Origin of the sequence: Geitlerinema sp. PCC 9228, assembly GCF_001870905.1 — a bacterium.
Lineage (GTDB): Bacteria > Cyanobacteriota > Cyanobacteriia > Cyanobacteriales > PCC-9228 > PCC-9228.
Map to the genome: position 1 here is coordinate 1 of NZ_LNDC01000136.1, position 13,161 is coordinate 13,161.

Annotated in this window: 14 protein-coding genes; 9 read left to right on the plus strand and 5 right to left on the minus strand. The window is 50.9% G+C overall.

Features of this window, described 5'->3' with window-relative positions:
• The first annotated feature begins 117 nt into the window (after positions 1-117).
• Positions 118-909, plus strand: coding sequence for a TM2 domain-containing protein (locus AS151_RS20905; RefSeq protein WP_139240676.1), 792 nt, complete (start codon positions 118-120; stop codon positions 907-909).
• A 6-nt stretch (positions 910-915) separates the two neighbouring features.
• Here the strand turns inward: AS151_RS20905 and AS151_RS14975 are convergent, their stop codons facing one another.
• The gene (locus AS151_RS14975; RefSeq protein ID WP_071517901.1) at positions 916-1,620 is read right to left on the minus strand and encodes a riboflavin synthase; all 705 of its coding nucleotides are present in this window, start codon (positions 1,618-1,620) and stop codon (positions 916-918) included.
• Positions 1,621-1,984: 364 nt separating this feature from the next.
• Here AS151_RS14975 and AS151_RS14980 point away from each other — a divergent pair, with 364 nt between their 5' ends.
• The 3 genes from AS151_RS14980 to AS151_RS14990 all read left to right on the plus strand — a co-directional run bounded on the left by AS151_RS14980 (position 1,985) and on the right by AS151_RS14990 (position 4,328).
• Positions 1,985-2,491, plus strand: coding sequence for a bifunctional nuclease family protein (locus AS151_RS14980; protein WP_071517870.1), 507 nt, complete (start codon positions 1,985-1,987; stop codon positions 2,489-2,491).
• 123 nt (positions 2,492-2,614) lie between these two features.
• Positions 2,615-3,748: an aldo/keto reductase gene (locus AS151_RS14985; RefSeq protein ID WP_071517902.1), complete on the plus strand. Its 1,134-nt coding sequence runs from the start codon at positions 2,615-2,617 to the stop codon at positions 3,746-3,748.
• 22 nt (positions 3,749-3,770) lie between these two features.
• The gene (locus tag AS151_RS14990) at positions 3,771-4,328 is read left to right on the plus strand and encodes a hypothetical protein (protein ID WP_139240678.1); all 558 of its coding nucleotides are present in this window, start codon (positions 3,771-3,773) and stop codon (positions 4,326-4,328) included.
• Positions 4,329-4,567: 239 nt separating this feature from the next.
• Here AS151_RS14990 and AS151_RS14995 read toward each other — a convergent pair whose 3' ends face one another.
• Together AS151_RS14995 and AS151_RS15000 are read right to left on the minus strand one after the other, a co-directional pair.
• Positions 4,568-5,584 (minus strand): extracellular solute-binding protein, encoded by a 1,017-nt coding sequence (locus tag AS151_RS14995; protein WP_244533032.1) that lies wholly within the window; start codon positions 5,582-5,584, stop codon positions 4,568-4,570.
• 139 nt (positions 5,585-5,723) lie between these two features.
• Positions 5,724-6,368, minus strand: coding sequence for a phycobiliprotein lyase (locus AS151_RS15000; RefSeq protein WP_071517873.1), 645 nt, complete (start codon positions 6,366-6,368; stop codon positions 5,724-5,726).
• An 89-nt stretch (positions 6,369-6,457) separates the two neighbouring features.
• On the opposite strand from AS151_RS15000, the gene AS151_RS15005 reads away from it, so the two are divergent.
• Positions 6,458-7,726 (plus strand): BamA/TamA family outer membrane protein, encoded by a 1,269-nt coding sequence (locus tag AS151_RS15005; RefSeq protein ID WP_071517874.1) that lies wholly within the window; start codon positions 6,458-6,460, stop codon positions 7,724-7,726.
• Positions 7,727-8,073: 347 nt separating this feature from the next.
• Here AS151_RS15005 and AS151_RS15010 read toward each other — a convergent pair whose 3' ends face one another.
• Both AS151_RS15010 and AS151_RS15015 read right to left on the minus strand, forming a co-directional pair.
• Entirely contained in the window at positions 8,074-8,853 is a 780-nt protein-coding gene (locus tag AS151_RS15010) for a photosystem II S4 domain protein (RefSeq protein ID WP_071517875.1), read from the minus strand.
• Between the two features lie 11 nt (positions 8,854-8,864).
• A complete protein-coding gene (locus AS151_RS15015; RefSeq protein ID WP_071517903.1) occupies positions 8,865-9,377 on the minus strand; it encodes a hypothetical protein in 513 nt (170 codons plus the stop codon).
• A gap of 113 nt (positions 9,378-9,490) precedes the next feature.
• On the opposite strand from AS151_RS15015, the gene AS151_RS15020 reads away from it, so the two are divergent.
• From AS151_RS15020 to AS151_RS15035, 4 genes are all read left to right on the plus strand, one after another.
• Positions 9,491-10,252, plus strand: a complete 762-nt coding sequence (locus AS151_RS15020; protein ID WP_071517876.1) for an SGNH/GDSL hydrolase family protein — start codon at positions 9,491-9,493, stop codon at positions 10,250-10,252.
• Between the two features lie 12 nt (positions 10,253-10,264).
• Positions 10,265-11,428 (plus strand): glycosyltransferase, encoded by a 1,164-nt coding sequence (locus tag AS151_RS15025; protein WP_071517877.1) that lies wholly within the window; start codon positions 10,265-10,267, stop codon positions 11,426-11,428.
• Between the two features lie 57 nt (positions 11,429-11,485).
• The gene (locus AS151_RS15030; protein ID WP_244533033.1) at positions 11,486-11,869 is read left to right on the plus strand and encodes a hypothetical protein; all 384 of its coding nucleotides are present in this window, start codon (positions 11,486-11,488) and stop codon (positions 11,867-11,869) included.
• Between the two features lie 85 nt (positions 11,870-11,954).
• Positions 11,955-13,145 carry an FAD-dependent oxidoreductase gene (locus AS151_RS15035; protein ID WP_071517878.1) on the plus strand — a complete coding sequence of 397 codons (1,191 nt, stop codon included), beginning with the start codon at positions 11,955-11,957 and terminating at the stop codon, positions 13,143-13,145.
• Positions 13,146-13,161 lie beyond the last annotated feature (16 nt).

Here is a 13,161-nt window from a genome sequence, read left to right on the forward strand (position 1 = left end):
GACGGCGGCTAAAGCCGCACGGGTCGCTTTTCATCCCTGCTTTAAAAAGTCAGGGCTTTCAAGCTCCCGATTCATGCCGGTAAAGCCAGCTATGCCAGCGATTTGTATGCTTTGGGCGTGACCTGCGTTCGCCTGCTAACGGATATGCCGCCTTTTGACTTGTTCGACAGCAACGAGGATACTTGGGTTTGGCAGGATTATTTGGTGGACAATCACATTAGCGAGTCTTTGGGCTACGTTCTCGATAAAATGCTGGCAAGGGCTCTTAGCCAACGCTACACCAGCGCCCAACAGATTTTAGACGAGCTCAACCGTCATTCTCCCACGCGATCGTCGTCAGTGAATAGTGAGAGGAGCAATGCTTCTGCCTCAGCAGCGTCGGTATCCGACCCCATTGAACCAACCATCTTGCAACTACAACCAACGCCGCGTCTGAAAATCACTTATTTGCTCTGGGCTGTGGGGTTGATTGCTGGTAACGTAGCCAATCCCCTGCGCGGTTTGCATCGTTTCTACAACGGTAAATTCGTGACGGGATTCCTGTGGATGTTGCCTTTGGTGGGAGATATTGGCACGATCTTGGATTTGTTTTTGATTCCATCGCTGGTGCAAGAATATGAAAGTCGCACCAAAGCCAAATACGGTTTGTCACCCCGAGGGGTTCCCCTAGAATCTTCTCCCGCCATCACGGAAACGATGACTTCTCCCACACACGAGGATTTAAAGCTCAAGGTATTGCAAACAGCTAGAGACAAAGGGGGTGTCGTTTCTGTTGAACAACTGGCGGTGGATACGCAAATTGCTGTCCAGGATGTGGAGATGCTCTTGCGAGAGTTGGAAATGGAAGGTTTGGCTGAGGTGAACAGCGACGAAACGGGTACGTTGGTGTATTGGTTTCACGATGTTTAGAGAGTGTCAACAGTAGCCATTTTCGGCTAAAAATTCTGGGGTTAGGTCTTCTCTAGCAGCAGTATGGGGAGATGTGGAGTTGGGTTGTACGTGTTGGCGCAGGAGTTTTTCGGCGTATTTGCCGAGGAGGTCAGTTTCTAAATTAACCAAACTTCCCGGTCGGAGGTGGCATAGGTTGGTGTGGTGGTAAGTATGGGGGATGACAGCGACGCGAAACCAATTGCCCCCATCGTCGCAGTCCGATATGGTTAAACTAATGCCGTTAATCGCTATACTACCTTTGGATACGATATAGGGAGCGATGTGTTTTTGCCAGGTTTGTATGTGGTCGGGGGCTGGTCCAAACACTATTTCCCAAGCAGTGGCGGTTTCCACCACAGTTTCCAAACCACCCATGCCATCGACGTGGCCGGAAACGAAATGGCCGCCGAGTTTGCTGCCGACACGCAAGGCGGATTCTAGGTTAACGGGTTGGCCGGAAGCGTTGCCCAAAGTGCTGCGGCGGAGAGTTTCTGGGGAGACGCTGGCGATAAAGCCCGATGGTAGAATTTTTTCTACGGTGAGGCAAATGCCATCTACAGCAATGCTATCGCCAATAGCTAAATCTTCGGCGATCGCGGCGGGGGCATGGACGGCTTCCCACGAAATTTCTAGGCGATCGCTGCCGATTGCATTGATGGTCCCTACAGTTTGTATAATTCCGGTAAACACAGCCAACTCCTTGTTTGCAAACACCAGCTGACAAAAATCCCCGTCAGGTAGGGGGAACCACCAAAAATCTAGCACAGCAGCGATATAGATGGACCAAGCAGCATGGCACTCGGTTGGCTATTCACTCCGATCGAGATGGCTATAAAATAAAATAGAGAATACTGTGGGGACTGTTCTAGGTTGGTTCGTTGGGTGCTGTAGCTTGACGACAGCAAAGGTTCCCGATGGAACGGTTAAAACCCGCATCCTATATAGGAAAAGCCCTATTGTATTTCCTAGAATTAGAGGTAGCTTCCCATCGACCCTTCATGCTTTTCCTTGGAACGAAGCGTGCTTTTGCCGATGTTTTCACGAGGCTGAACCCATGATTGAAATGAAAGTTGCTGGTATTGCTCTAGATGCAGCTACCAGGAGTCCCATTGTACTGCTCAAAGATAATTCCGAACGCCGCGCCTTGCCGATCTATATCGGTCAAGACCAAGCTAGAGCCATTATTGGTGCGATTGAAAACCAAAAACCACCGCGTCCGCTAACCCACGACCTCATGGCCAATTTCTTGGATGAGTGGGATATGGTACTGGAAAAGGTGGTGGTCCATGCCCTGCAGGACAATACATTTTATGCCTTGCTGATGATTCGCCAAGGGGATACCAAAAAAGAAATTGACGCCCGCCCTAGCGATGCGATCGCGTTGGCTTTACGTACGGATAGCCCCATCTGGGTCATGGAAGAAGTGATTGCTGATGCTTCGATTCCCGTTGACCGGGATGCTGATGAGGCGGAACGCCAAGCGTTTCACGATTTTGTTTCCAATTTGCGACCGGAGGATTTTATTCAACGGGGCGGTTCCGCAGGGGCAGAAAGTCAGTAACCCAGCTTCCTCCCCAGGCAAGGCGAAACTTGAAGTTCGTCATTGGTCATTGGTCGCGACCTGACCTATCAAGGTTCGGGCTAATGGCTGATGGCGATTGGTGTTTTTTTAGATTGGATCAACATGCACTACAAACGCTTTGGCCGCACCAACCGTCTCATATCGGTTTTTTCGGTGGGAACGATGCGATGCCTTCGTAGCGAAGAAATGGCAATAGCTACTGTCCGCGAGGCTGTCCGCCAAGGCATCAACCATATCGAAACGGCACGGGGGTACGGTCGCAGTGAGGTGTATCTGGGCAAGGCGTTGCAAGCTGGTTTGCCCCTACCGCGCCGGCAGTTGTTTGTCACTACCAAAATTCCGCCCCTGGAAAGCGCCGACCAAATGGAGCGCTATATTGACGAATCCCTGCAACGGCTGCAGCTTGACTTTATCGACGGACTGGCTGTTCACGGTATCAATACTTGGGACCACCTCGATAGGGTGCTGGCTGCCGATGGTTGTCGCCGCGGATGGGAACGGGCTTTGGCTGATGGTCGCGTACGCCATGTGGGTTTCTCTACCCACGCGCCTTTAGAAATTGTCCAGCAATCTATCCTATCAAATTTATTCGATTTTGTCAATCTGCATTATTACTATTTTTACCAGCGCCTCCATAAAGCTGTGGATCTTGCCTGGGAGCAAGATATGGGGGTATTTATTATCTCCCCTGCCGATAAAGGGGGACAATTGTTTGCGCCACCGGCCAAACTCCAGCAGTTGTGCCAGCCTTTTACACCGTTGGAACTAACCTATCGATTTTTGTTAAGCGATCGCCGGGTGACTACCCTCAGCGTTGGTCCTGCCAATCCCGAACAGTTGCAAGAAGCCGTTCGACTGGGCGATCGCAGCGAACCGCTAACGGCGCAAGAAGCCGCCACCCTACAAAAACTCAAATCCACCGCCGATGCTGCCTTGGGAAGCGACAAATGCAGCCAATGCTACCAATGCCTCCCCTGTCCAGAAGAAATTAACATTCCCGAGGTTTTGCGACTGCGCAATTTAGCCGTAGCCTACGACATGAGCGAATTTGGCAAGTATCGCTACCGTATGTTTGAAAATGCCGGTCACTGGTTCCCTGGTCGTAAGGGCAACCGCTGTACTGAATGTGGCGATTGTCTGCCTCGCTGTCCGGAAAATCTGGATATTCCCAAACTCCTAGGAGATACCCACGAACGCCTCAAGGGTCGCGAAGGTCGCCGCCTGTGGGAATTTTAAATGCCGTACAAGGATGCACATCATGCCTGTCTTTCGCTCCATCCACCATATCTGCCTGCTTGCTTTTCTGGGAGGGAGCTTTTGGCTGTCTCCTACCGCCATCGCACAACCCAGTGATGGGGATAATTTCCCCAAATATCCTACTCCCCTAGTAATTCCTTCCCTGGAACCGCCCAATTTTGAGCCTTTGCAAGCAGGAGAAACCAATCAAGACCGTTCCCTGCGGACGATCGACGATATTTCTCGGGAAGGACTGACCCCTCCCAGTCTGTGGTGGTCCCGCGAACAGCTGCAGTATCAAGTTCTAGAAAATTGGATCGTCTCCCCGGAAACCCAGCAGGTGGATTTGCTGGTGAATCGCCAGGTATGGAGTTTTATGAAGTATCTGGCACGCTATCAATTTGTCAACCGTATGGGAACGGCCGCACAGGATTTTGGCTACAACATCCGTGTATTTAACCGCCAGCAAGATTTGTTGGCTGTATACAACTGCAGTACGGGGGGCGATTTTTGTCGCGTTTGGATCGATACTGCTGGCAAAGGTGGTAGTTTGCGCGGCAGCGGCGGTTTTGATTTTTAATTGAACTCCCCACTTCAAAAAATAAAATTTTCCTGCTTAGATGTTTGAGCGAAGGAGTCTCAACCGAAACCTTCCCCTGCGCTAGGGGCTTTGAAAAATTTTCCTTTTGGGGAAACTGGGGAAAATTGGCTTCCTAGCTAAGCCAGGATTGTCTGCTTCTATAATAGAAAGATACCAGAAAATCCAAAATTTGTCAATATTTCGATCCCAAATTCCCCTTCCTTTTCCTGTTGCCGGCATCAAACTTGGCTGCGAACCTGCTGCCAAAGAGCCTGATAGTCCTTAACTAGTTCCCGAGATAGGGGTTCCAAGAATTCGCTGCTGTCGAGAATCCCTGGCGAGGGAGCTAGAACAGAACGGTATGATTCGGGAATTTCCTTAGCATCGCTGGCAGAGAGAACGGGAGACGATCCTTTGCTCAGCAACGCCAGTTGCAAAGCAATTTCCGGTTGCAAATAAAAATCCAACCATTGGTGGAGCGTAGATGTCAGTGGGGAACTTGCCGATGGCTCTGGTAAAGCCGGACATACCCACACATCTTCCCATAAAGCCGTTCCCGAGGTTGGCATAGCGATCGCGATTTCCCGGTGGCTGGACAAAGCCGGCAAAATATCGGTGGACCACCCCACTGCCACCCAGGTATCCCCGAGAATCAATGGTTCTAGATAGGTAGTGGAATTGTAAAACTTCACCTGTTGGTGTAGCGATCGCAGTTCGGATTCTAACTGGGGAACCTCTGCCAGGGAAGTCTGATTGTAAGAAAACCCCAACTTTTTCAGGGTCAACCCAATCGTTTCCCGGGGATTGTCCAAAAGCGAGAGGCGTTGTTTGAGTTGGGGACGCCACAAATCCGACCAATCCTGGGGTAGCCAGTCTAGTTTGTCCTGGCGGTAGGCAATGACCGTACATCCCCAGCGATAGGGAACTCCCCACACTTGACCGTTTTCGTCGAGATGGCCTTGCCGGTTGCGGCGAACTGGGGTTTGCCAGCGTGGGGAAAGCTGCGACCAACGGGTAAGGTGGTCGGTTTTGACCGGATGAATGAGGTTTTGCGCGATCGCTTGGCTGAGCCAGTAATCCCCCAAAGTAACCACATGGGGACGGCGCGGGGTCCTTTCGGAAATGTCCACCCGTTGTTGCCAAGTTTTTAAAAAAGCAAACAAATCCTGCAATTGCTGTTCCGATTCTGCATGGAAGGGAACCTCGGCGGCAGGTTGAAATTTATTTAAAATCCGCAGGGGAACGGAATTTTTCAAAAAGCGGACACGAAATGCATTTTGGCTGCTGCCACCGCATCCGGAAAGGAGGAACCCCAGAGCCAGCAAACCAGTCCCAAAAAGAAAATCGCGGCGATACATAGTTTCAAGGGGTCTGTAGACGATGGATTGGTGCGAGCTATCCCTCAGCCTGTCGCTGTTCCAAGCCAAATCCCACCAAATTGACCGTGGTGGGAGGTTGGTTTTGGTGGGGGGGACGTTCGTAGGTAATAATGGTACGCAGGCGCTGGTCGGGAGCAATAAAACGCATGCGATCGACCGCCACGGAACGACGGTAAAATGTGGTCATTTCCAAGGCTTGGCGGGTGGGTTGGTAGGTAAACCGTCCGGCAATCGCACCTGTTTCCGAGTACCCTTGGTCGCGTAAGTAGTATCCCCGAATTACTTCCTCGTCGCGTTCGGATACTTCCGCTGCTGCTGGAACCGGGATGGGGGAAGTTTCCCACCTATCGGATGGCAGGTAGCGGTCCGGGACGAACAAGGCATTTAAACTCATAGAGACCTGTTCGCCGGTTTCCGACACCGTATCAAAATGAATGGCAAAGCCGGGGATTTCTTTATTTTGAGGAATTTTGGGCTCTATTGCTTTGACTTGCGCCCCACCAAGGGAGGATATGATATTTTGCTTGTATGCCTCTTCGAGAGGCCGTACGGTGAACTCCGTATGGGAGCGTTCGATTTCGTTTTTGAGCGTATAGTGATAGGTTCTTTCCGTGGTCCAGCGACCGGAACAAGCCGTAAAAAAGTCTGGAAAACTGAGCATTCTTTTTTCTTGAGTTCTAAAATTTTTACTTTTTCCAAAGACAAAAGTAGGTAAACCTTTTGATATGGCATACCAGGAGTGAACGGAATATGCGATCGCTAAAAAACCATTCTCCCACAATTTTTACCATTGTCCTAGCCAGCAGCACATCCCTATTGGCTGCCCCCAGCTACGGACAAACGCCACCTAGTTCCCATCCTACCCCAACCAGCGAGTCCCTGGCCCCACCAACCAATCCGGCTCTGCGGGAAAATGCCAGCCATTTGCTGCAACCGGAGGATACGGGGACCTTGGCTGCTCCCATTGCTCAAGAACCGCCAGGCAACGACGATGGTGGTGGATTTTCCATTTTTGCTTTTCCCAGCAACAGTTCTGCCAAAGGCTGGTTCGGACAAATTGAGGCCAGTCTGGGAAATATAGAAGCCAGTTTTGAAGCTGGCGAACAGACTTTCGGCTACGAGTTGGCATACGACAAAGACCCCACCATGGAGGAGGTGGGATATCGCCTGTCGTTTTTTAACAGCCGTTCCCCCGAAGGCGTTTTTATCCACGGCGGTCAAGATGTGGAACTGGTCCACGAACATACTCCCTGGGTGCACCGGTTGGGAGGGGAAGTGGAAGTTTCCCAAAAGGTCCATCCCGATGTTACCCTCAGCGCCGGCATTGGCTACCAACGGGTGTCTGTCCGCAACCGCGCTTTTACCGATGAAGTTCAGGAACGGGATGAGTTTGGCAATCGCCTTACCTTCGGGGAAGACGGTCAAGACGACTTGGTAACCCTCAATTTTGGGTTGGTGGGAGAAAGTCTCAATCGAGAAGTGTTTCCCACCAGTGGTTCCAAACTCAAGGTAGGGGTGGAACAATCCCTTCCCATTGGCTTTGGCGATATTGCTTTCAATCGCATTACCGCCGGCTACAGCCAGTATGTTCCCTTGGCGGAAGAACAAACCCTACTGTTGAATTTGCAGGGGGGTCATACGATTGGCGATTTGCCTCCTTACGAAGGGTTTAGCTTGGGAGGTAGGAAGTCTGTACGCGGTTATAGCGCCGGCGAACTGGGAACTGGACGTACATTTTTGCAGGCGACGGCGGAGTATCGTTTTCCTTTGTTTGGTGAAGTAGATTTGCCGCTGTTGCGGACAATTAATGGCGCTGCTTTTGTGGATTTTGGTACGGATTTCGATACGGCGGAAACGGTGAAAGGCGAACCGGCAGACGAACGGGATAAAGCCGGAACGGGTTTTGGTGTCGGTGTTGGTTTGCGGGTAGATTCGGAGTTTGGTCCGTTACTGCTGGATTTGGGTGTTGCCGACCAAGGAGACGTTAGCCTCCACTTTAGTTTTGGAGAACGATTCTAAGAGCATTTCTGAAAAAGAACGATTGTCTAAGATTTTCTTATTGCTCTGGTAGGGGTGCTTTGCGAAGTGCCCCTACAAAAAGGAATTAGATGATACGATTTCTGAGGTGGAATTTGGTGTTGCTATAGGGTAAAAGGGGCAACTACGGGGGATTTCCCTACAAAAAATGGTGATTCTTGCGGAGCGAATCTGGTATAAAATATCAGGGGGACTGGCGCGTTGGATTTCTTGCAAGATTTAACAAATGAGCGGCGATTTTTATTTTGCTAAAATTTCTAGAAATGTTATAATTTAAGGTTAGGGAATTTTCCTTCGATCGGACTCCCCATCTTCTCTTTGTTTTCCCTTCAAACATACCGTGTCAACTGCACCCGATATCGATTCTTCTTAGTGGTACTGACGTCACCGACTTCTACCCTACCTTTGCTGCGTACGGAAATTAAATCACCGGGGGAGATGCTGTGGCTGGCGGTGGTAACGAGTTTCCAGTTGACGCGAACGTCGCCGGCGGCGATGAGGTCTGACATTTTGTTGCGAGACATGCCAAATCCGGCAGATGCGATCGCATCCAGTCGCATGGAAGGTTCTACGGTGGTCATTTCTTTTTTCTTGGGAGGACGAACTTTGAGTTCTTTCCAGTCAATTTGGCGGGTTTTTACCGGAACCGATCGCACTTGGGTCAAACTAAGTTCTAAAAATTCAGCAATTTCGGGAACTACAATAACTTGAGCGCCGCGTTCTCCCAAAATAATAATATCGCCGACTTTTTCCCGAACTATCCCCGTCCCTAAAATAGCGCCGAGAAAATCGCGGTGGGTGGCGGTATCGAAGAGAAAATTGCCGCTAATGTCGAGAGGCGTGAGGGGAACCATGGAAGCATCCAAAGGAAGTTCGCAACGCGCGATCGCCATGCGTTGGCGTTCGGCTTGGGGATATCCTCCGGCAGCTAGCAGGTGAACTTCGCTCAACTGACCCAATACTTCCTGGATTTCCACCACTTCTGGTGGCGAGAGAAAATCCGTATAGGAAACTTCCCAGGTACGCAGTGCGTTTTCCGCTAAATCGATCGCTCTTGCTAGAGTTTCCCGATGTTCGACGCCTTTGAGTAGGTCCTCTCTTGGTAGCATGATGGCAAAAATTAGGATTCGGGTGCTTGATAGCCTTGCAAGTTTTCTGGTTCGTAGGAACGCAGCAAATTGGTGGCGCGACGGGTTTGGGTGTCAGATCCTTGAACGACAATGATATATTTTCCGGCATTAAGACGGTTGCGGTAGGTGAGTGCATCGCCACCGCCAATGGCTACTCCCACAGCTCCTCCGACGAAGGCACTTCCCATACCACCACCAATCGCGCCTAAAAAGCCACCAACGACGTGGTTACCAATTTCGCCGGCCCAGGCAAAGGTGTTCAAGCCGGTGATATAACTGAAGGTAAACCCGGCCACGAAGCCAAAGGGAATCAACCAGGTAGCCAAAAATTTGCTTTGATTTAAGGCTTGTTCGTTGGGGTCAATTAACCCAAATTCATCGGCGGTTTTGTATCCTTTTCCCAGAATGGTGACTTTCTCCATGGGAAAGCCTTCTTGCTCTAAAGCTGAGTAAGCGGCTTCCGCCTGAATGCGATCGGCGAGTACGGCTACTAAATAGTTCATGGGAAATTTTTTCAATGGGCTTTGGTTTCTATTTTTAAAATAGCAAAGATGGGGAAGATGGGATAGGAATAGATGGGGGAATAGCCAAGTGTAGGTTCGTTGGTGTTTTGGTTATGAGCAGAAAAAATTGGGTAGCGATCGCGATCGGTACTATCCTAGTAGCGTTGATGGTTGTGGGATGCTGGCCGGGGAATAGAATGTCCAACCAGGTTTTAGAAAACAATGGTCATGCGATCGCGGTGATGCCGTTGGGAGATTCAATTACCAAAGGACCGTATACTCCTGGTGGCTATCGCCTGCCTTTGTGGCAAATGCTGGTAGAGGAGGATGGGTATGCCATTGATTTGGTGGGGTCTTTGCAAGATGGACCGCCGGAACTGCCGGATCGAGACCACGAAGGTCACTCGGGATGGCGGATCGACCAAATTCGCAAACGGATTGCTGGCTGGCTGCGGCGATCGCAACCGGAGGTGGTTGTGCTGCTGATTGGTACCAACGATATGGCCCAAGGATACCAGTTGGATACGGCGGCGCAACGTTGGTTGGCTTTGATACGGGATATTCACCAGCAACAACCGCAAACGAGTATTTTGGTGGGGTCGCTGCCACCGCTGGAAGATCCTACCCTCAACGAACGAGTGGAAGCTTTTAATGTAGCGATCGCGGATTTGGCGGCGCGGGAACGTTCTAACAATGTTCCCCTAACCTTTGTAGATATTTACGATTACGTTAGCGTTGACCAACTGGCGGATGGCATTCATCCCAATCGGGAAGGCTACCGGCAAATTGCCACTGCTTGGCGATCGCCACTGGCAGAAATTCTGGATCGGCGGCCAAACACTCCGGAAGAAAATGCTGCCAGATTTTTTCAATAACACCAATCGAGGATGGCTTCCGTGAAACCAGCAGCCAATCATATTTTTCTCTTTCTAGAAATTTTCTCCATTGAGGGTGGCATTCAATCCTACGTTAAGGATATCCTCCACGCCTACAAACTGGCCGTTAGGGATTTGGCGTCACCTCCGCTTCCCCAAGCTGCTAAGGCAGAGGTTTTGCTGTTGCGGGATTCCCCAGACGGCGACAATCCTTTTGCCAGGGATACCGATGTATTTGCTTTTCACTATTTAAAAACGCTTTCCCCTTGGCTGGGAAGGGTACGACTGGCGAGTTGGTTGCTGTTTTTATTACTTTGGCGGCGTCCGCAGCGGGTATTTTGCGGCCATGTGAATTTGGCACCGATGACCCAGTTGTTGTGTCGGTCTTTGGGAATTCCCTATACCGTGCTTACCTACGGCAAGGAAGTTTGGGAACCGCTTTCTCCTGCTTACGTACGCGCCTTGCAAAAAGCACACAGCATTTGGACCATCAGTCGCCACAGCCGCGATCGCGCTTGCGAGGCCAACCATCTCGACCCGCGCCAGTTTCGTATGGTTTCCTGCGTGGTGGATGGGAAACGGTTTACCCCTGGAAAAAAACCCCAGAGGTTGGTAGAACGGTACGGATTGTACGATGCGAAGGTGTTGATGACCGTGGCGCGTTTGTGGTCGGGGGATATTTACAAGGGGGTAGATGTGACCATTCGCGCGTTGGGGAAAATTGCGGCGGTTTTCCCCGAGGTGAAGTATTTGGTCATCGGTCGCGGCGACGACCAACCGCGTTTGGCGCAATTGGCGGAAGATTTGGGAGTGCGCGATCGGGTGGTGTTTGCTGGTTTTGTAGCTACAGAAGAACTCCCGGACCACTACCGGGTGGCGGATGGGTACGTCATGCCATCGCGGGAAGGATTTGGTATTGTGTATTTAGAAGCAATGGCCTGTGGGGTGCCGGTGGTTTCTGGGGATGCCGATGGTTCTGCCGATCCCCTGCAAGACGGTCGGGTAGGCTGGCAAGTTCCCTATCGCGACCCAGAAGCTGTGGCGGCGGCTTGTGTCGAACTGCTGCGCGGCGAGGACCAACGCTGTCAGGGGGATTGGCTGCGATCGCAAGCTTTGGCCAAGTTTGGTAAAGATGCTTTAACGGAAAAAATCCAAAGGCTCTTGCAAGAAAGCTAGGATAGGAATAAAACACCCTGCCGATTTTTTTAGGTGACCACCGTGAATCGCGACAACATGAAAAGCATACGTGTGAACTTTTCGGGAATTGGTTTCTGGCTAGCCATTATCGTCGGAATTATCTTTTTGAGTTCCATCGGTCTTGGCTGGCTGGTAAAAGGCACGTTTCAGTTTTTGCTGATTTTACTTCTGTTCGTTTTTATTGCCCCTAGTTTAATTCTTTTGGGGGTGCGTTGGTGGTTCAGCCGCCAGTTGGTTCAAGATAGCTGTCCGGTTTGCGAGTACGAATTTACTGGTTTTCGCAAATATGAGTTTAAATGTCCCAGCTGCGGCGAACCCCTGAAGGTACAAGATGGGAAGTTTCAGCGCCTAACCCCACCAGGAACCATTGATGTGGATGCGGTGGAAGTATCCGCGCGTCAGATTGACAGCAATTCCTAAACTGTTTGCTGCCGGTTATGGGGAAAGGCACAGTTGGGTTTTGGCTGGTGACAGGACCATGCGATCGCATCTGGGATCAAAGAATATGCCACAGAAAACCTATGACTGGCTGGTGGTGGGTGGCGGCCTCACTGGCGCTATGTTGGGGTACGAATTGGCACGCGCTGGGTTTGCTGTTGCCTTACTAGAGCAACAAATTTCCCCGCACAATGCGACGCGCTACAGTTATGGTGGCATTGCGTTTTGGTCGGGAACCGATCGCAGGGTGGGAGGCGTTTCTATGCGGCAGTTGTGTTGGGAAGGTCGCGATCGCTATAACCAGCTTTGTGAGGAATTGCCGGGGGAAATTGCGTTTCGGGAGTTGAATCTGCTGCTGACCATTACACCGAACAGCGATCCGCAGCAGGTGGCACAATCCTATACCAAGTTTGCCATACCGCCGCAGTTGCTGGATGTCCAACAGGCTTGCGAGTTGGAACCGCTTTTAAATCCTAACGCGATCGCGGGTGCTTTAACGGTACGCCATGGTCACGTCCATCCAGAAAAGTTGGTGTTGGCGCTGTACGAGGGAATCAAGCAGTTGGGTGGTGAACTCATCTGCGATCGCGCTGTAGACCTGCAACGAGAAAGCGATCGAATTCGGGGAGTGCGGGGAGTTAAAACTACCTACACAGCCAAACAAACTGCCATTTGCGTAGGTGGCATAGCGCGTGCCTTTTTAGCCAAAGTCGGCATTCACGTTCCGATTTACTTTACCCACGCCGAAGCGATCGAAACGCCACCAGCGAATGTACAATTGCGAACTTTGGTGATGCCAGCCGAGTTGCAGCGGATACAATTAGAAGCCAAAGCCACGCAGCCACAAGCCGAACCCTTATGGAAACAACCGGGAAACGAACCCGTACCAGCCATTTTGGATACCGGTGCCGTCCAGTTTTTCGATGGCAGCTTTCGCCTCGGTCAAATTTCGCGAGTTCTCACCGACCCGCAAGCAAAAGTCAATTTAAAGCAAAGCGAAGCAGAGATTCGTGCCAGTATTAGCCAGATTTTACCCTCATTGGCAACTTTACCAGGAGAGTGCCATCGGTGCCTGGTGGCATTTAGCAGGGATGGGTTGCCGTTGGTTGGCGAACTTGATGGCTTTGAGGGAATTTCGCTGTTTGCTGGCTTTAGCAATCCCTTTGTTTTGGTACCAGCGTTGGCACAGCGGTTTGCACGGCATGCGGCAGGAGAAACAGATGAGATAATTTCTCAATTGTCGCCAAATCGTTTGTAGCGTGGATAGGAAAAGA